Below are 20055 nucleotides of genomic sequence, written 5' to 3'. Positions count from 1 at the left end.
ATTTACTGTTAATAAGCGGTATTTACCAAATGCCCAAAATCTTAGTCCAAATGGTACCGACTGATAACCAAATAACAAGGTAGACTAAACCTAAGATAAAGTTCATGCGCCACCAATCAGTTTGTTTTACATAACCTGATCCAAAATAGATTGGAGCGGGACCAGACGAATAATGAGTTGTTGAAGCAAATAAATTACCAAAGAAACCAAGCATCAAAGCGGCTAATGTACCTGGTACACCGGCAGCTAAAGCAACACCTAACATGGCAGCATACATGGCACTAACGTGTGCGGTTGAACTAGCGAATAAATAATGACTATAAAAATAAGTTATAATTAAAATTACTAAAACGACAAACCAATTTAATCCGTGTAATTCACTTGCGATAGTGTTACTTAACCAAGGGATAAAACCTAATTTATTTAACTCAGTTGCCATCATTACTAAAACGGAGAACCAAGTTAATGTATTCCAAGCACCTGTTTCATGTAAAACATCTTGCCATTCTAGAACACCAGTTATCAATAAAAGGCCTAACGCGATAAATGCTGTAAGTGTGGCATCAATTCCAGTAAGTGTTCCAGTAATCCAGAGTAATAGAGCGACTAAGAAGATACAAGTCATCATTTTTTCTGCAAGGGATATTTTACCCATCTTTGCGAGTTCTTGATCAGCCCACTTTTTGGCGTTGGGCGTTTCTTTGATTTCAGGTGGATACATTTTATAAATAAGAAATGGAATTAAGATTAACGAGATAATTCCAGGGACTAAAGCGGCTAAAAACCAAGTCATCCAACTTAACTCAATATGTTTAGCGGCTGCGAAGGTTTGCGCTAAGGGGTTAGCTGCCATCCCAGTTAAAAACATTGCAGCAGTAATCGCATCACCATGAAACTCTGAAAATATTAAGAATGAGCCAATTTTACGTTCGGTTCCTTTTTGGGGATCAGAATCAAATGTTTGGGCTAAAGACTCAATAATTGGATAGATAACACCACCAGCACGAGCAGTATTACTTGGTGTAGCGGGTGCTAAAATCAAATCAACACCTATAATTGAATAAGCTAAGGTTAATGTTTTTTTACCAAATAACTGGACAAATTTCAAGGCAATCCGCCGGCCTAAACCAGTTTTAATAAAGCCACGCGAGATGAAAAAAGCCATCGCAATTAACCAAATACTACCATTACCAAAACCTGCAACTGCAGTATCAATATCGACTGTTCCTGTGAGGGTTGCGGCCACAAAGCCAAGGATTGCTACCGCTCCGATTGGTAACGGCTGAACAATACAACCTACAATTGTAGCAACGAAAAGTGCAAACATGTGCCAAGCAGCTAAGGAAAGTGCTGCTGGACGCAAAGGAGCGCTAAACCAGAGAATTAGACCAACGACAATCGGCCAGATAAACTTCCGATAATCAATCTTTTTTAGCGTCATTTAATTCCATCTCCTAGTATATATTTATAAGCTTGTTGACCAGCCTGACGACCGAAAACAACTGTTTCTGAAATTGAATTACCACCAATTCGATTGTTGCCATGAAGGCCACCGGCAACTTCACCACCAGCAAACAAACCAGCTAAGGCGGTTCCATCTTCGCTTAGAACTTCTGCTTTAGCATTAATTTTAATACCACCCATGGTGTAGTGAACTGCTGGAGCAATATGAATTGCAAAGAATGGGCCGACTGAGATGTCACGTTCCATCCCAGTTGAACGATTAAAGTCAGTGTCTTTTTTAGTGGCTACATATTGATTCCAACTAGTTATCGTAGCGGCTAGTTGCTTAGAATCAACGTCGATTGTTTGAGCTAGTTCTTCAAGAGTAGCTCCATGTTTAACTAATCCAATTTTGTCATAAAAATCAACAGCTTTAACGTGTTGTCTGATATGACTGTCGAGGATTAGGTAAGCACTTTTAGCGGGTAATTGATTAATAGCATTCGTTACGTTTTTGCGCGTATCTAGTTCATTCACAAATCGTTTGCCGTTAGCGGCCACCAAAATGGCACCTTCACCTCGGACTGCTTCACCAATTAAGTAAGCATGATCTGTATCTTGTTGAACGGTAGGATGAACTTGAACTTGATCCATGTCAACTAAACCACTGCCAGCAGCTTGGGCAAGCAAAATACCATCACCCGTTGCACCTGGTTGATTGGTTGTTTCATAGCCAGCTAAATCTGGACGAAACTTTTGGAGCAGTTGTTTATTAGCCCCAAAACCACCTGTTGCTAAAATGACGGCTTTAGCAGCAATATCGGTAGTTGTCCCATCTGGTAGGCTAATTGTTGCACCAGTAACTGCTTTTGTCGCTGTTTGTAATAACTTATCAACATGAACATTAGTAAATAATGGAATCTTTTGTTCAGCAACTTTTTTTAATAAGCCAGTAACTAAAAAGCCGCCAATTGGTGCCATATTAGTAGGACGATGCGTTCTTTTCAATTTCATTCCGCCAGTGATTGTTAGATCATCTAAGACGATATCTTTTGAGGCTAACCAGTCGACGGCTAAAGCAGCATGAGAAGCAAAATATTGCAATAAGTCGGTATCATTTAACTTGCCGCCACCACGATAAGTATCTTGATAGAATTCTTGATAACTGTCAACAATTCCATGTTGCAGTTGAACATCTGTTTCCGCTGCATTCATCCCGGAAGATGCACGGGTAGTGTTACCGCCGATTTTATCCATTTTCTCAAAAATAGCGACAGAAGCCCCTAATTCTTTAGCTTGCAGTGCGGCGGTTAAGCCAGTTGCACCAGAACCGACGATTAGGATGTCATACTGCTTAGCTAAATCAGCCACAGACGTTGCTTGGAAGGTAAATTTATTTGGCATTGCTTTTTCTCCTTTGATTATTATTGGATAACAAAACTAATCAATATTAGTCATTTTCAATGGATCAACCCATTCATCGAATTGTTCTGCAGTGACTTTACCCGATTTGATAGCAGCTTCACGTAAAGTAGTTCCAGCCTTATCAGCTGCTTGCGCAATTACAGCACTATCATGATAGCCGATGTGTGGTGAAAGTGCAGTAACTGTCATTAAGGAGTTATTCACTAAATCTTCCATACGTTGTGCATTAACAGTTAAACCATGAACCATCTTATCAGCAAAGCCGGTCATTGTCCCAGCTAATAAGTCAGCAGATTCTAAAAAGGCGTCAATTAGTACTGGTTTATAAACATTCATCTCAAAGTTACCTTGTGATGAAGCTAAGTCGACGACAACATCATTTCCCATTACACGAACTGCGGCCATGGTGATGGCTTCAGATTGTGTAGGGTTGACTTTACCAGGCATAATAGAAGAACCTGGTTCATTAGCTGGAATGTTTAATTCATCATAACCAGCACGTGGACCACTGGCTAAGAAGCGGACATCGTTAGCAATCTTCATTAAGTCAGCAGCTAAAGTTTTTAGAGCGCCATGGACAACGTTTAAACCAGAATGGGCTGCTAAACCTGCAAACTTATTGGTTTTAGCGGTAAAGTTTAAGCCATAAACACTGCTCATTTTATCTGCAATGTCATCAGCAAAGTGGGGAGCAGCATTTAAACCAGTTCCGACTGCCGTGCCACCCATAGCTAGTTCTAGCAGGGTTCCTTCTAGTTGTTCTAGGTAGTGGACATCATGTTCTAACATGCTGACCCAACCGCTAACTTCTTGGCCAAATGTTAGTGGTGTTGCATCTTGGAGGTGTGTCCGTCCGATTTTAACTGTGCGCCAATATTTAGTTTGTTTGATTTTTAGTTCAGAAATTAGATGTTCAGCAGCTTTCTTAACTTGTAAGATAGCTTCGCTTGCTGTGATATTCATTGCGGTTGGAAAGATATCGTTTGAACTTTGCCCGCGGTTAACATCATCATTAGGTAAAATTTTAATTTTACTGTTAATTTGAGATGCTTTGTAGGCAACGACTTCATTAACATTCATATTAGTTTGAGTACCTGAACCAGTTTGATAGACTTTCAAAGGAAAATCTTTACGTAATTCTTCATCTGGTAAGGCTAGTAGTTGATCAATAGTGGTAGCAATTAATTCACTTTTTGCTTGTTCCATATTTCCTTCGGCTAAGTTTGCTTGTGCAGCTGCCTTTTTTAGTTGTAACAATGCCTTAATAATTGGTAATGGCATATAGTTACCAGTTGGAAAATTATTGCGACTCCGTTCTGTTTGGGGTCCCCATAAAGCTGTTGCTGGAATCTTAACTTCACCAAGTGTATCTGCTTCAATTCTAAAATCTTTTTCTGACATGAAAGTCCCTCCTAAAATTAAATCAAAGTTTCTAAACTATTGTTAAAAAAATCACAATCAACTACAACCAAATAATATGCTTATAATCACCTTATAGTCAAATTCCCATCAGCTAATTAATAATATTAATGTATGCGCGATAAATGTTATTAAATTGGCAAATAAAAAGTTAACTAACAAAACAGAGATTAGCATTGTGATAATATAAAAGCAAAAAATATTTAATTTTTGCTAATTGAATGCTAAAATAAGTTATTAACTTCACATATCAAAAAGGAGTATAGCAATGAAATTACATGATTTAGCTTATTTTTGCAGCCTATACAATTTGAGAACTTTTACCGCTGTTGCCAAGCACTTCAATGTGGAACAGCCAACGGTAACATTAGCAATCAAGCGTTTGGAAAATTCCGTGCAAGCAAAACTTGTATTTCGTGATCGTTCAAAAGGGATGATTCAAGTCACACCAGCTGGCGAAATACTGTATCGGCATGCCGTTAAAATGTTGGAAGATGCTAACTTAGCTGAAATAGAGATTAGGCAATATGCAAACAGTAAAATTCGGTTTGGGTTACCGCCAATTATTGGCAGTTTATATTTTCCAAAGATTATTAATGAAATTACAGATGCAGAATTATTAAAGAATCTAGAAATTGACGAGTCTGGCTCACAACAGTTATTAACAGATCTGATGACAGGAAAAGTTGATATTGCGTTACTAGCTACATTGCTACCAGTTCAAAATAGTAATATTAGTGTCAACTTTTTGGGTAGTCGTGATTTTTACATCATTTCAGCGACGAATCATTGGTTAGCACAACAAGAAGAAATTGATTTTAGCGAGTTAAAAAATGAACCTTTTATCACACTCAATGGAAAGTTTATTCATCAACACTTGTTGAAACTATATGGTCATCAGGCGCATTTCAAACCGCGAGTAGTTTTTGAAACGCAAAGTATTTCTACCTTAAAAAAGCTAGTTGCTAAAAATGCAGGGATTGGTCTTTTAGTCGGGGATGCTGTTAATTCACATGATCAACTCTCTTTGACGAAGATAACTCCCGCGTTACCTGAAAGATTTAATATTTCAATTGCAACACGCAAAGATTACTTGTTTGATGAACAAGAAGAAAGTTTTATTAACAAGTTGTTGCTTTTGCAAGATAGGATAAATAATTAGTAACTAAAACGTGTTCTTAAGAAGGCAGCTTGAGCTTCAAAAGAACACGTTTTTAAAACAAGTATCTAATAAGTAGTAACATCAATAAATTTGAACTTATCCCATGGTTTAATGAAGTCAATAAACTCGGTGTTGCTAGAGCAGACTTTGGCAACTACATTTTTATGTTTATCCGTATTCGGCATGCTTTGTTTGACGATACTTACTTCACCTTTATATTGACCAAAGCTGTTATTTCCAAGCGTTACATCGCCTTTTTCTAATTTGTATAAAGCATTATTAATGGGAATATCGCTATTAGCGTACTTGAGTTTTACAAAAGTTGAGCGAATAGAATAGCTATTAATATCGCCACGATTGAAATGTAAATTATCTAGAATAATTTCTTTTTCGAGGTCAGTTGTACCTGGGAGAAAAGCAATAAAAAATTGAGCTAGCTCTAAGTTTAATTTAGCAACATCTTTTAATTCTTTTTCTGAAGCAAAGGCATTTCCAATGATAATATCATCAATTAATTTAGTATTAATTAGATACTGTGCTTGTTGGACTAAGCTACTATGGCGATGGATTTCTAAAGTAGGCAAGCCGTCATTATAAGCATGCGGGCCTTGAGTAGCAGCTTCTGATGAGATAAAGGCGGCTGTTCGCAAGCCCATTTGTTTATATTTCGCAGTGGTTTTCAGAAAGTAATCTGTGTCTAACCCGGTAAATGGTTGAGGATAAAAATTATGACAACCAATAATCTTATTTTTGAGCGGACTGTAGCTAAAGGTATTAGCTATATTGCCAGTATCATTACTAATATTAACCTCTAACAAAAGCCCGGATTTATCGTAAGTCATGATAGATTCAGATAGGCCATCGAAGTTCATATCTAAGCGGATAATATCAGCACCTAAATCTTTAAAAAAGCTAAGATTATCGTAATCAATGTTAAGCAATTTAAATAAGTGCGGATTAATATCAAGACTAACCCACATTTTTTTAGTTTTTGCATGATGCAATACTTTTTTGAACGCAGCAACTGTTTGGTCTATATTTTCGGGCTGCAATTCTAATAGACTGGTAAAGAGGCGTTTATAGCCTAATCTAGCTGCTTTATTAATATAGTCATTACATTCTTCTACGGTACTTTTATTTGGATACACGGAAATTCCGAGCATAAGAAAACACCTGCACTTTCTATTTTGATGTTAAATTGAAATTATTTAACTAGATTGCTAGTATTTCTAATAAGGTATTTATTAATCATTTTGTTCAAAGCCATTATGGTCAATTAAATCGCGATACCAGAACCCACTTTTTTTAATAGTTCGTTTGTAATTATTATCCAAATCGAGACTAACCAATCCATAACGATTACGATAGCCATTTAGCCAAGACCAACAGTCAACAAAGGTCCAAAGATGATAACCGCAACAGTTACTTCCTTGCGTGATCCCCTTATGTAGTTGCACTAAGTGTTCTTTGATAAAATCAATGCGATATTGGTCGTTAATCTGGCCGTCTTTGTTAGCATAACGCAGTTCATCAGCAACTCCCATACCGTTTTCACTGACATACCACGGAATATTGCTATACTGTGTTTTCATTATCATGGCAATATCATAGAGAGCTTCGGGATAGATTTCCCAACCACGGTAGGGATTAATTCTTCTTTCAGGCCATTCATATTGTTCAAATAAATCAGTTGTATCTTTAGCCGGAAAGCGAGGATTACTTGGTGCCTTGACACGCAATGGCTGATAATAATTGATTCCAATAAAATCGACAGTATTTTGTTGGATTAAATCGAGATCCTTTTTTCTTGTCTCTGGTAATAGCTGATGTTTTTTGAGCAGTTGGATTAATTCTTCAGGAATAACACCGTGAACAGCAGGGTCTAGAAAACTTTTACTTAGCAATAAATCGGCTACATTTTGGGCAGTTTGATCTTGTGGATCATTACTTCGTGCATAAGCAGGAGTAACATTTAGGATTATCCCAATCCGACTATGTCTAATGTTTGATTCACGATATGCTTTAACTGCCATTACGTGTGCCATTAAAGTGTTGTAACCAACCTGAACTGCTTTTTTGAAATCAACAATAGCAGGGTAATGATAATGAGATAGATATCCCATTTCAATGTGGACAAGTGGTTCATTAAAGGTCACCCAATCTGTAACAAGATCACCAAATTGGGCGAAGGCAGTCTGAGCATAGAAATAAAATTTAGTAATAGCTTCTTTATTTTCCCAGCCGCCTTTTTCCATTAACCACCAAGGCATATCAAAATGAAATAAATTTACAGTAGGTCTAATCCCATTATTAAGCATTTCCTGAAAATAATTGCGATAAAAAGTAACGGCTTCTTGATTTAGATGTTCACCGTCTGGTAATAAACGTGCCCATGAGATTGAGGTACGGTAAGAAGTTATATGCAGCTTTTTCATCAATTTGATATCTTCAGGGTACATCTCATACGTATTATTAGTAGTTGCAGGGCCTTGATTTTCATTAAATATTTCAGGTTTTAATGAAAACCACTTGTCCCAAGTTGTAGCAGATTTGCCATTTTCTAAACTATGTCCTTCTGTTTGTGGTGCTGAAGTAGCAACACCCCATAAAAAGCCTTTTGGAAATTTCATTAATTTTCATCCTATCTATTTGAGAGTAGTGAGTGTTTCAATTTTTTAAAAATGGATATTGTAAAAATTTTAACGGTTAGTCTTTTTTAGTTGGAAACAATGTTTCAGCTGCGGCGTAGATCAGTTCAGATTCAGCATCTAGTGAAAGCTCCCAAAGCATTAACCCACCTAGATTATTTTGGTGAACAAATTCAGCTTTGCTAGCAATAGATTTTGTGTCTTCAAATGACATAAACACTTCACCATCGAAATAATAAGGGGCAAGAGCATTGTTGTCCCAATGACAGTTGGTGGGGTGTTTTTTTAATATTAATTTCAAGTCATTGTAGTCAGTAGTATGAGTTCCATTTGAGTGAGCAGTTTTTCCAATAATGGGTTGTGTATTTGGCTCATCAAATGTGTACCAGTCACGACTATATGCAGCTGCACCAACAACGATTTTACTTGCTGGGACATGATGTGAAAGTAACTGTTTGACTGCTTGATTAGCACTTAATGCACCATTTTCTTGTGGATATGCATATAGATTAGCATGATGTCCAGTAATATTCGTCCAACTGCCACGTAAATCATAAGTCATAACATTAATAAAATCTAAATACTGGGTATAACTGTACTGACCATCCACCGCCAAAGAATCGATTAAATCAGCATCTGCACCAATCGCTGCTGATAAGATATATTCTTTAGTTTCAGCATGTAATTTTGTATGAAGTAGCTTTAAAAACGCTGTATAGTTTTTGGCATCTTCTGTGCGGGCTTTAATTCCTCCGAGTGCTGATCCGGGGTATTCCCAGTCGATATCAACGCCATCAAAATTATATTTTTTGATGAATTTAACAATTTCTGAGGAAAAGGTTTCTCGATTTCGCTGTGAAACAGCGGCATCTGAAAAACAATCTGCTGCCCAGCCACCAATACTGATATTGATTTTTAAATGTGGATATAAAGTGCGTATCTCAGAAATCTTTTGAATGTTAGGGACATCTTCTCCCAAGGATAATCCTTTAATTTTGGCAAAAGAGTAATTTAAACAAGTTATTTTATCGCCTGGAATCTGTGCGGGAGTCCAGTTTTTTCTACCATGCAGGTAGGCAATTAATTCAGTCATAAAAAAATCCTCCTAAAAAAATAAAAAAACGGTTGCAAAAAAACCTTTCTTTAGTCATAATATAATTGAACCGGTTCAAAAGCAAGCTTAATCTTTATTTTTTAGGAAATTATCTGTGGAATATCCGCAGTTATTTGGTTAAATGCGTGAATTTTTATAATCTATACAAGTTACAGGGGGAAAAATGAAAAAAATTCGGCAAGATATCGTTGAAAATGAAACAACCAGTAATGAGGCGTATGGACAGTTAACTAAAGAGCAACAAGAACAATTAGAGTGGTTTCAAGATCAAAAGCTAGGAGTGATTTTTCACTGGGGGTTGTATTCAGCTGCAGGAATAGTTGAGTCATGGCAACTATCTAAAGAGGATAGTTGGGCGAGAAAAAAGCCATGGCGAAAAGATTTGGCCACCCTAAGACATGATTATTGGCAGTTGGCAGAACAGTTTAATCCACAAAACTTTGATGCGGATACATGGGCTAAAGAAGCCAAAAAAGCAGGCTTTAAGTATGCTTTATTTACGACTAAGCATCACGATGGTTTTAATATGTTTGATACAAGACAATCTGACTATAGCGTAACCCACTATACGCGAAAAGATCTTTTTGGTGAATTTGCGAATAGATTTAGAAAACAAGATATTTCGGTAGGGGCGTATTATTCAAAAGCAGATTGGCATTCACCATATTATTGGCCACCACAATCAGATCCTAAAGGACGATATGCAGCTTATGATCCTAAAAAGCAACCTGAACTCTGGCACAAATTCAATAATTTTGTAGCACAACAATTATTAGAGATAAGTCAGAACTACGGTAAGATTGATATTTTATGGTTAGATGGTGGTTGGGTCAACAAAGAAAATCATGAATTTTTAGATATGGATAATATTGTCGCAAATATTCGCGAAAAACAACCCAAGATGTTAGTCGTGGATCGAACGATTGGTGGAAAATATGAAGATTATGTAACCCCTGAACGTAAGGTTCCCGCCATAGTACCCAAAAAGGCATGGGAGAGCAATATACCTCTAGCTAAGAATTGGGGTTATGTTGAAAATGATATTTATAAGCCATTTTCGCAAATACTTACAACGATTGTTGAGATTGTTTCTTTGGGAGGAAATATTATATTAGGGGTTGGACCAAAACCAGACGGGACTTTGCCTAAAGAGGCACTGAACATTATGGGGCGGTTGGGTAATTGGTTAAAAATATATGGTGAAGGAATATACAATACACGAGCAATTCCAGCGTTAAAACAAACTGGTTGGTATTTCACGGTAAAGCAAAAGACACTATATGCTTTTGCTAAAAGAGATTGTTTTGATTTGAATAATTTGGATTTAACAGCAATTACACCATGGATTGTGAGCAAAGAAATTATTAATCAAGGCGTAACAGCTAGTGAAATATTATGCGCTAAAATCAATTGCACTAAAAATATTCGAGACATCATAAAATGAAAATTTGCATAAAAAAGGAGTAACTACGTAATGAGTTTAACAGATAAAATTTCGGCTAAGTTAGTACCCGTGGCAGCAAAGTTAAATGGACAACGACATTTAACAGCAATTAGGGATAGTTTTATCGTGACTATGCCATTGATTATGGCAGCATCGGTTTTTATTTTATTAAACGCTTTATTGTTTAGTAATGCAGCAGTCAATAAAATAATTGATTTAAGCAAGTTAGCTGATTTAGCAACGATGACTAATAATGCAACTTTAGGGATCTTAGCTATTTTAGTAGCGTACAATATAGGGATTAATTTGGCTACATGGTATGAGGCTAATGGCAACATTAATTCAAAAGCCTTTACACCTAATCATGCCGGTGGATTATCCGTATGTTTAATGTTTTTAATGATGCCAATTCAAACAACAGTAACATTAACATCTGGAAAAACAGCTGCTGTTACAGGGATTTACTCACAAGATTTAACATCATCATCAGGTTTGTTTTTAGCAATGTTTGCAGGTATCTTAGGAACTGAAATCTTTGTTAGATTATCTAAGGTTGAAAAACTACGGATCAAAATGCCAGACTCAGTGCCACCAGCAGTTGCATCTACGTTTAATTCGTTGATTCCAGAAGTCTTAGTTATCATCATGGTTGCAATACCAATTTACTTAATAAAGGCTTTTACTGGTATGAGCATTCCCGATATTATCACGATAGTTATTCAAACACCGCTTAAAGGGTTAGTTTTATCTGGCGTGGGAATGATCGTCATTCAATTTATTTCAGATACACTTTGGGTGTTTGGATTACATGGCTCAAGTATTTTATCGCCAATAACGGTTGCGCCACAGTTAGAATCTATTCAAGAAAATATGCAAGCATTTGCCGCACATAAGACAATTCCCAACATTGTAAATGCGCCTTTTCTTGGTTCATACGGGATGCTTGGCGGTGGAGGTTGTGTTCTTGCATTATTAATAGCCATCTTTTTAGTTTCAAAGAGAAAAGAGCAAAAAGATATTGCAAAATTAGCAATTGGACCAAGTTTATTCAATATTGCTGAACCAGTTATGTTTGGCTTGCCAGTTGTTATGAATCCGATCTTTATGATACCAACAGCAATTATTCCATCAATAAACTTATCATTGGCATATATGTTAACCAAAATCGGGATTCTAGGTAAAATGGTTGCAATTTCTCCATGGATAACACCACCTGTGTTACAAACATGGATTTCAACTGCTGGTAACATTCCAGCTACTGTATTTACGATATTGTTATTGATTATGGACATTTTAATCTATATACCATTTGTTATTGCAAGTAACAAAGTTAATCAAAGCGAGGACTAAAAATGCGTTATCCATATCAAAATGCTAATCTAACGATTAGAGAGCGCGTGGCGGATTTATTGTCACGAATGAGCATCCAAGAAAAAATTGGACAAGTTAATCAACATCTATATGGGTGGGAATCTTTTACAGATGAAAAACGACAAGAATTCACAGAAAAGTTTAAAAACCATGTTGAATGGGGCGGTGGTTTAGGCGCGCTATATGGCCTTTTTAGAGCTGATCCGTGGTCGAAAGTTAATTATAGCAACGGTGTTTTAGCTAAGGACAGTTGGAAAGTAGCAAATCGTGTCCAAAAATATGTGATTGAACATTCGCGGTGGCAAATTCCAGCACTGATTGTGGAAGAATGTCCCCATGGTCATCAAGGACTAGACGGAATTTCATATCCTACAAATATTGGGCGGGGGAATTCATTTAACACTGATTTAATGCAACAATCAGCCCAGTTAATGAAACAAGAACTTGCTTTAAAAGGAGTCAACTTAGCTTTAGTATCAACCTTAGATCTAGTAAAAGATCCAAGGTGGGGGCGCTCAGAGGAATGTTTTGGTGAAGATCCAAAATTAGCAGCAAAAATGACGGAGGCTATAGTAGCAGGATTTCAGGAAGATCTAATTCAAAAAGATGTAAATTATTTAGATCAAACGGTAAGTTTACGAGAGAATAAAGCCGTTGGAGTAGTTTTAAAACACTGTATTGCGCAAGGGGAGGCATTAGGTGGTCATAATTCTGGAACGGTAACTATAGGTATGCGAGAATACAGTGATATTTACCGCCCACTACTAAGTAGTGTTAAGCAAGCTGCTGGTGTTATGGCTGCTTATAATGATGTTGATGGTGTTCCGTGTCATATAAACCAAGAATTACTAAAAACGCAATTGCGTCAAGAAGTTGGTTTTCAAGGGATTGTTATGGCAGATGGAGTAGCTTTAGATCGGTTAGAGGACGTTTTTGATAGTAAGGCAACAGCAGCGGCAGCAGCTTTAAAAGCAGGTGTTGATTTGAGTTTATGGGATCAAACCTATATGCAAATCAATGAGGCTATTCAAGAAAAATTAGTTGATTTAAAGGCATTAGATCAGGCAGTAGCCCACGTTTTAGGCTTGAAATTTTTATTAGGTTTGTTTGACGATCCTTATCTAGAGGAGCCAGAACAAGAATTAACGCAGGTACTAAAACAATCTGAAGAACTTAACCTAAAAGTTGCACAAGAAAGCATAACGCTAGTTAAAAATAGTGGGATTTTACCATTGAATCAGACAAAGAAAAAAATAGCAGTTATTGGTCCGAATGCAGATAATATCTATCATTTACTAGGTGATTATACGGCGCCACAAAGCTCTCAACGGCAACAAGAAACGATTTATCAACAAATTAAGCAAACATTTCCGAATGCGCAGGTAACTTATGCACAGGGGTGTGAGGTTCGTGCAGTTGATTCAAGTTATGCACAGATTGAACACGCAATGGCACTTGCAAAAGATGCTGATATAATTGTTGTGGTTTTAGGAGGGTCCAGTGCACGTAATTTTGATATGGAATTTTTAAGTAATGGTGCAGTTAGTTCTAAGGGAATCAATATGGATTCAGGGGAAAATGTCGATGTCGCTTCATTGAAGTTAGGCGGACAACAGTTGTCTTTATTGACAGCTCTTAAGCAGCTAAAAAAGCCAATTATTTCTATTCTTATTCAGGGACGCCCATATGAACTAACAACCGTACAAGAAGTTTCAGATGCTGTCTTAATTGGTTGGTTTCCTGGACAAAAGGGGGCACAAGCAATTGCTGACACTTTAAGTGGAAACAACAATCCTAGTGGTCGGTTAAGTATCTCATATCCATTAAACAGTCAACAATTGCCAGTGTATTACTATCAAAGGGACGCTAGCAAACAAGAAAATTACTATGATCAACCAGGGGCTCCCTTGTATTCTTTTGGAACAGGATTAAGTTACACCACGTTTGAGTACGATAATTTACAAGTGAAAACAGCTGTTGACAAAATAGTGATAACTGTTAACATGAAAAATAATGGCGTATGTGCAGGTCAAGAAAGTACATTGTTGTTTGCTAAACTAAAGGGTGGACATGTTATCCAACGAACTAAGTTATTAAAGGCATTTCAAAAGAATTGGCTAGAACCAAAGCAACAACAAAAATTGACATTTGTATTGCCAAAATCGGAATTTGAGTATATGGATATAGACCATAAAATCAAACAGGCAAGTAAAGTAACCTTTATGATTGATAAATTAACCATAGATATAGCATGGTAGTTTAAGTGAGGAAGAATAATGGCATCTGTTAAAGAAGTAGCAGAGTTGGCGGGTGTTTCTGTAGGAACCGTTTCTCGTTATTTGAATGGCTACAAGTTAAAAGCAGCAAACATGGATAGGATTGCTGCTGCAATTAAACAACTAGATTATAAGCAAAACATTATTGCTAAAGGTTTAAAAAACAATCGCAGTTTTTCGATTGGATTGTTAATGAATAGTATCTCTAGTCGTTTTGGTGCGGAAGTTGTTTCAGGAATTGAACAGCTATTTGAGGCGCAAGGATATAGCTTAATATTAAGTGGTTTTAACGGTGATGCGCAACAAGTAGATCAGAAACTAGACTATTTGATGAGTCGTTCAATTGATGGATTAATTGTTTTTTTAACGGGAGAAGAATGGAATAGTATTGAAAAATTAGCGGATTTGAAGATACCTATTGTCTTTATCAATAGACCTAATAACCTACAAAATGCGGATGCCATTGTTGTGAATGATCGTGAGAGTGTTAAACAAGCAATTCAACGTATTATTGAGCTCGGACATAAGAAAATCGGGATGATTACACCTCAACAAGCAGACTATTCTGCTAAGGAACGCTATGGTGGCGCAAAAGAAGCCGTGTTGGGGTTAACGGATGTTGATTTGAAGATATATGAGGGCGACTATTCTAGGTTTAGTGGATATCAGGGAGCAAAAGAGTTGATTCAAGAAGGAATTACTGCGCTTTTTGTAAGTAACTACACCATGTCTATCGGTGCTTTGGAGTATTTAAATGTTGCAGGAATACGAATTGGTAAGGATATTTTCTTTGGACATTATGATTACGATGATCAAATTAAGAATGAAGAAATTCCAATGCTGATTATACAGCCGCCAACTAAAGCAATGGGACTAAAATGTGCTGAAATTCTATTAGAACATTTAAATAATAATACGACCACAACAGGTCAAACGATTGTGATGAAGAATCAAATTGATTGTTTTAATTGAAGTAAGTGAAATTAGAAGATTTAGATTGATATAGTAATGAAAATTAATTCTATAAAAATAAGCTAAAATTAGTTCTGATGATGAAACGCTAAAAAGAGTTTCATCATCAGAACTTTTTTATTTCCACTAAAAGAGAAGTTAAAACCAGCTGTAGATTATGGGACAACATGAGGTATATCCCCAAAGTTAAGTGATTTTTACTTTAACTTTTGGGGTATACCAAAAGGCAAGCACTTAACTTTAATTGCACACCATTTTTCTTTATCTAATAGTTCAACATAATGTTGAGCTATAGTTTTGCGCACTCATCTAGAATATGTGTTTTAATCAGACAAACCTTAATTGAAGAAAAAAATCTATGCCCCTTTTGGTATAGCTGAAAAATTGGCTGAATATGATAAAAAAACGAAGAGTCAAGCAAGAAAGAAATTACTTGCGGAACTCCAAAAGAGGTTTGAGAATAGTTATTATTAATAGTCTATTGAATCTTACAAATACATTTTTGTGTTGACTATTAGCGATAATTTGAGATAATATAGTCATATTTAGTATTTAGTAACGAAAAAACGTTTTTAAGGGAGAATAATATGTTAGTAGAATTCAAAATATCCAACTATAGATCTTTTAAAAATGAACAAGTCTTTTCTATGCAAACTGGGAAAAGACTAACCAAGTATCAAAAATCCAATACGATAATAATGGGAAAAGAGAAATTATTAAAATCATCCTTACTTTTTGGAGCAAATGCCAATGGAAAAACAAATTTACTCACTGCTCTATTAATGCTTAAGAATTTGATTATTCATCCAACAACAGATGAAATTCAAAAATTGCATACTGATTCATTTGGTTATAATAAAAGAAATACAACTTTTGAGATTACATTTATAAAAAACAAGAATGAGTATAATTATGCTTTAGAGTATAATTCAAAAGAAATTGTTAAAGAAGTTTTGACTTTAAATAAAAAAATTGTGTTTAGTCGTAATAGACAAAAAGTTGAGCATATTCCAAATCAATTGGTTCAACTAACTGCTAACGTTAGAAAAAACCAGTTACTTTTATACTTTGCGCAACAAAACAATGAAAAGTACTCCAAAGAGGCATATAGCTGGTTTGTTGAGGATTTAGTATTTGTTAATACAGATAGAATTCAAAATATCAAGTTTAAATCGTTGAAAAATGAAAGATTTAAAAAAAGGTTTCTCCACTTTTTACAAGCAGCCGACTTCAATATCAATGATGTTGAAGTCAAGGAACGTGTAGAAAATGTACCCAATCCTAAATTTATATTAAAAAAAATAAACGCAGATGATGACGATTCTGGTGAAATTGATGAATTAATTCCATCTACTTTTTACGATATTTATTGTACACATAAATCTGAAGAAGGATCTTTTTCGGTTTATTTCAATAATGAAAGTACTGGTACTAAAGTATTTATGTTTCTGGCCTTATATATTTTAAGTAATAGTAAAAAAACTTTATTGATTGATGAATTTGATCGATCTTACCACTTAGAATTAGCGCAGGCATTACTAGTATTGATAAACAGTGCAACGCAAACAAATCAATTCGTTTTAACTACACATGAGCTTTCCCTCATGGATTGTAACTTACGACAAGATCAAATTTGGTTTGCTGAAAAAAATAGATTTGGTGAAAGTGAATTATTTAGTCTTTTTGATTTTGATGATCCTGCATTAAAGAGAAGTGACTTTAATTATAAAAAAAGGTATTTAGAAGGCCGATATGGTGCAACACAAATAGTTAATAAAAAATTATTATTGGAGGCTCTCGAAGAAAATGAGTAGATCTAAGAAGAAAAGAAAACTCAAACCTAGAATTCTTTTTTTTGTTGAAGGGGAAACCGAAGAAGCTTTCTTTGATTCTTTATCACAGAATTATGGAATGTCAGCAGCCAAGACTATTAAAATTTTAAACAATAGTGGGGGGGATTGGATCGATAAAGCCAAAAATATGATGGCTAACAACACGGCATTAAAACCCGATTCCAAAACTAAAGTTTTTATTATTTTTGATAAAAATAATAATACTGAAAGAGAAATTACAGAAATGTTTAAAAAAGCTGAAAAATTAAATTTAAACAATGCTACATGTAAAATAGGTTTTTCTAACAGTTCTTTTGAAGTATGGTTGCTTGCTCACTATCAAAAAATAAGCTCAACAGTTAAAAGCCAGAAAGAGTTATATATGGCCTTAACTAAATATTTAAATCAAGAATATATTAAAGCTAATCGAAGACAAATTGAAAATATTTTGAAAGGTGATAAAGTTTATACTGCAATTGAAAATACAAAAAATGTTTCTACTATTTCAGTTAGTAAACAATCAACAAACATTGGTAATATTGTAACTGAGGTTATTTTATCCAATCAATAATGCTTATGACCAAGCAGTTCAACTTCAGGGTATATATATCAAATATCCCCTCTAAAACATTGTTTAAATAGCTCTCGGTATCTATGCCGCAGATATTGGGAGCTATGGATGTAGTATGAAACTTGAGACAACTTTTTATAGAGGTTATACTCGTTAAAGAGCCAGTTATATTAAACTTTTGAGAACACGTTTTTACTGATATACTGAGTTGTAATTTGAATCGGAATTTAGTATAACAAATGGTTATAAAGTTGAGATAATCGCTAAAATTAATTGAACATATGGTGTTTTTGGTATATATTGAGCATGAGCACTAAGTGTGTAGCTATTAAGTGGAAATTATAATATTTAATTGGAATCAAAAAATGGTTATATTTTTAAAGTAGCTAGAAATATAGGTCATTAGAGGAGGCTAATTATGATAATTTATAAACTTATTTTTTTGTTTTTAGTGATAGAAGGAATCGTGAGAACTTTTTTCCCACCCCAATATACAAAGTTAGGGAATCACTGGGGCTATAGAACTCCTACGTCAAAGAAAAATAAAGAAAACTGGTATTTGGGACAAAAGTTTAGCGCCATTTATTCAATAATTACAGGCTTAATCTGTTTTTTAATTTTGCTTAGATATAATACAAGCACAGTAGCAAACATATTAGTTGTTTTTGAAGTGATTTCGATAATTGTGTTCACGGAATTAGTATTATTTATCTATGAACATTTTTATAAACAAAATCAGCATACTATTAAATAATTAGCAAAATAGTTGATAAGCTCCTATTTGAAGTAAATATATTTATAAAGTCTGGGATAAAATTTTCAGACTTTTTTAGTATTAGAAATTGAAGATAAACGATAAATTTTACTTACACAGAATTTGAATGAGAGTATATACTTAATAGTGATTGTAAACGTAGTTTTTGTATTTGTATTACAAATGATACAAGTAGTTATTGAAACTGGAAGGGAAGAAATTAACGTTTTATGGAAGAGTTGTTTTTACGCACACCAGTACCTAAAGCATATTTTAAATTAGCTTTACCTGTGGTCTTGGGGATGGTTGCTAGTATGATTTATAATTTAGCAGACACCTTTTTTATCGCAAAAACGCAAAATGCAGCTTTAGTCGCAGGGGTGACAATTTGTACACCGCTTTTTTCATTAATGTTAGCGTTAGGTGATATTTTTGGGTTAGGCGGTAGTGCCTTGATTTCACGATTGCTAGGAAAAAAAGAGCAAGAAGCTGCACGAAAAACAAGCAGTTTTTGTTTTTATGCAGCTCTAGTTGTTGGGGTAGTAGTCAGTGTTTTAATGTTGCTTAATGAACATCCTATTTTAAAAATGCTAGGCACAACAAATGCTACATATCACTACGCAGCAGAATTTTATCGAATAATGGTTGCTGGATCTGCACTTATAATTGTTTCATTGGTGCCAGGTAATTTATTGCGCACAGAAGGATTAGCAATGGAATCTATGCTTGGAACGATGAGCGGAACCATTTTGACAATAATCTTGGATCCACTATTTATTCTCTACTTTCATTTAGGGGCAACTGGAGCAGCATTAGCAACTGTAATTGGTTATGCTTTTTCAGACACGGTATTACTTTATTATGTTTGCCGGCGAGCACGCTTTTTAACCATTGAGCTAAGTAGCATGAAAGTAAGTCGGCAAACGATAGCTGCGATTTTAGTAATTGGAATTCCAGCTTCTATAACAAATTTGATGCAAAGTTTTGGAACGGCACTTTTAAATAACTATTTAGCAAGTTATGGAGCTGCAACAGTTGCCGCTTTAGGAATTGCGCTTAAGATATATCTGATTGTAATGTTAGTAATGGTTGGTTTTGCTTTTGGGGCACAACCATTAATTGGCTATAACTATGGTGCTAAACAGCGAGAGCGTTTGAAAAAGGTAATACATTTTGATTTATTGATTGAAGTTGTTGCTGCTTTTAGCCTAAGTATTGTGTTAATGATATTTGCACCTGTGATTGTGGGATGGTTTATGCAAAATCCGACAGTTGTTCGTGATGGCGCACAGATGTTGCGTTATTTATTGCTGACAACACCGTTTGTTGGTGCCATTTTAGTATTTACAACACTATTTCAATCTGTGGGTCAAGCGCTGGGGGCATTTGCAATGTCTATTTCACGTCAAGGAGTATTGTTGTTACTTGTTTTAGTGATAATTGTTCCAATTTGGGGATATACAGGAATTATTATAGCGCAACCTTTGGCAGACTTAGGAACTCTCTTGATTGGTTTGCTATTTTACCAAGGATTTAGAAAGAAATTAGTGAAATTATAATCTTTATTGGATAATTCAAAAAAGATAACATTATGATGGCAACTTACATAGTAGGTTTAATGCAT

Annotated in this window: 15 protein-coding genes; 9 read left to right on the top strand and 6 right to left on the bottom strand. The window is 35.3% G+C overall.

Annotated features, from left to right (window positions below; genetic code table 11):
* Nucleotides 1-22: 22 nt before the first annotated feature.
* Genes LB941_RS07160 through LB941_RS07150 form a run of 3 tightly spaced genes read right to left on the bottom strand, consistent with a single transcriptional unit; the run spans nt 23 to nt 4269 of the window.
* Nucleotides 23-1441, bottom strand: coding sequence for an anion permease (locus LB941_RS07160; RefSeq protein ID WP_253360703.1), 1419 nt, complete (start codon nt 1439-1441; stop codon nt 23-25).
* Entirely contained in the window at nt 1438-2847 is a 1410-nt protein-coding gene (locus tag LB941_RS07155; protein ID WP_253360701.1) for a flavocytochrome c, read from the bottom strand. The genes LB941_RS07160 and LB941_RS07155 overlap by 4 nt, the downstream gene beginning before the upstream one ends.
* 36 nt (nt 2848-2883) lie before the next feature.
* The gene (locus LB941_RS07150; protein WP_253360699.1) at nt 2884-4269 is read right to left on the bottom strand and encodes a class II fumarate hydratase; all 1386 of its coding nucleotides are present in this window, start codon (nt 4267-4269) and stop codon (nt 2884-2886) included.
* A gap of 286 nt (nt 4270-4555) precedes the next feature.
* Between LB941_RS07150 and LB941_RS07145 the strand changes: the two genes are divergently transcribed.
* The gene (locus LB941_RS07145; protein ID WP_253360697.1) at nt 4556-5449 is read left to right on the top strand and encodes a LysR family transcriptional regulator; all 894 of its coding nucleotides are present in this window, start codon (nt 4556-4558) and stop codon (nt 5447-5449) included.
* Between the two features lie 65 nt (nt 5450-5514).
* On the opposite strand, the gene LB941_RS07140 is transcribed toward LB941_RS07145, so the two are convergent.
* The 3 genes from LB941_RS07140 to LB941_RS07130 all read right to left on the bottom strand — a co-directional run bounded on the left by LB941_RS07140 (nt 5515) and on the right by LB941_RS07130 (nt 9190).
* Nucleotides 5515-6612 (bottom strand): DUF871 domain-containing protein, encoded by a 1098-nt coding sequence (locus tag LB941_RS07140; protein WP_253360695.1) that lies wholly within the window; start codon nt 6610-6612, stop codon nt 5515-5517.
* Between the two features lie 81 nt (nt 6613-6693).
* Nucleotides 6694-8079 (bottom strand): glycoside hydrolase family 1 protein, encoded by a 1386-nt coding sequence (locus LB941_RS07135; RefSeq protein WP_253360693.1) that lies wholly within the window; start codon nt 8077-8079, stop codon nt 6694-6696.
* Nucleotides 8080-8155: 76 nt separating this feature from the next.
* Nucleotides 8156-9190, bottom strand: coding sequence for a glycoside hydrolase family 18 protein (locus tag LB941_RS07130; RefSeq protein ID WP_253360691.1), 1035 nt, complete (start codon nt 9188-9190; stop codon nt 8156-8158).
* Between the two features lie 184 nt (nt 9191-9374).
* Between LB941_RS07130 and LB941_RS07125 the strand changes: the two genes are divergently transcribed.
* The 8 genes from LB941_RS07125 (at nt 9375) to LB941_RS07090 (ending at nt 19990) form a co-directional block, all read left to right on the top strand.
* Complete coding sequence (locus LB941_RS07125; RefSeq protein WP_253360689.1) at nt 9375-10655, top strand: alpha-L-fucosidase; 1281 nt, start codon at nt 9375-9377, stop codon at nt 10653-10655.
* 30 nt (nt 10656-10685) lie between these two features.
* Nucleotides 10686-12005 carry a PTS sugar transporter subunit IIC gene (locus LB941_RS07120; RefSeq protein WP_253360687.1) on the top strand — a complete coding sequence of 440 codons (1320 nt, stop codon included), beginning with the start codon at nt 10686-10688 and terminating at the stop codon, nt 12003-12005.
* Nucleotides 12006-12007: 2 nt separating this feature from the next.
* Nucleotides 12008-14284 carry a glycoside hydrolase family 3 C-terminal domain-containing protein gene (locus LB941_RS07115; protein WP_253360685.1) on the top strand — a complete coding sequence of 759 codons (2277 nt, stop codon included), beginning with the start codon at nt 12008-12010 and terminating at the stop codon, nt 14282-14284.
* An 18-nt stretch (nt 14285-14302) separates the two neighbouring features.
* On the top strand, nt 14303-15274 hold the full coding sequence (locus LB941_RS07110) for a LacI family DNA-binding transcriptional regulator (protein ID WP_253360683.1): 972 nt from the start codon (nt 14303-14305) through the stop codon (nt 15272-15274).
* A gap of 587 nt (nt 15275-15861) precedes the next feature.
* Nucleotides 15862-17088, top strand: a complete 1227-nt coding sequence (locus LB941_RS07105) for an AAA family ATPase (protein WP_253360681.1) — start codon at nt 15862-15864, stop codon at nt 17086-17088.
* Nucleotides 17081-17677 carry an RloB family protein gene (locus tag LB941_RS07100; protein ID WP_253360679.1) on the top strand — a complete coding sequence of 199 codons (597 nt, stop codon included), beginning with the start codon at nt 17081-17083 and terminating at the stop codon, nt 17675-17677. Before LB941_RS07105 ends, LB941_RS07100 begins: the two co-directional genes overlap by 8 nt.
* Before the next feature lie 418 nt (nt 17678-18095).
* Nucleotides 18096-18431 carry an SdpI family protein gene (locus LB941_RS07095; RefSeq protein ID WP_253360677.1) on the top strand — a complete coding sequence of 112 codons (336 nt, stop codon included), beginning with the start codon at nt 18096-18098 and terminating at the stop codon, nt 18429-18431.
* A 230-nt stretch (nt 18432-18661) separates the two neighbouring features.
* Nucleotides 18662-19990 carry an MATE family efflux transporter gene (locus tag LB941_RS07090; protein WP_253360675.1) on the top strand — a complete coding sequence of 443 codons (1329 nt, stop codon included), beginning with the start codon at nt 18662-18664 and terminating at the stop codon, nt 19988-19990.
* Nucleotides 19991-20055: the final 65 nt, after the last annotated feature.

This window comes from Ligilactobacillus ubinensis (genome assembly GCF_024160875.1).
Lineage (GTDB): Bacteria > Bacillota > Bacilli > Lactobacillales > Lactobacillaceae > Ligilactobacillus > Ligilactobacillus ubinensis.
The sequence above is the reverse complement of the archived record's forward strand: the minus strand, read 5'-3'. Positions and strand labels throughout refer to the sequence as shown.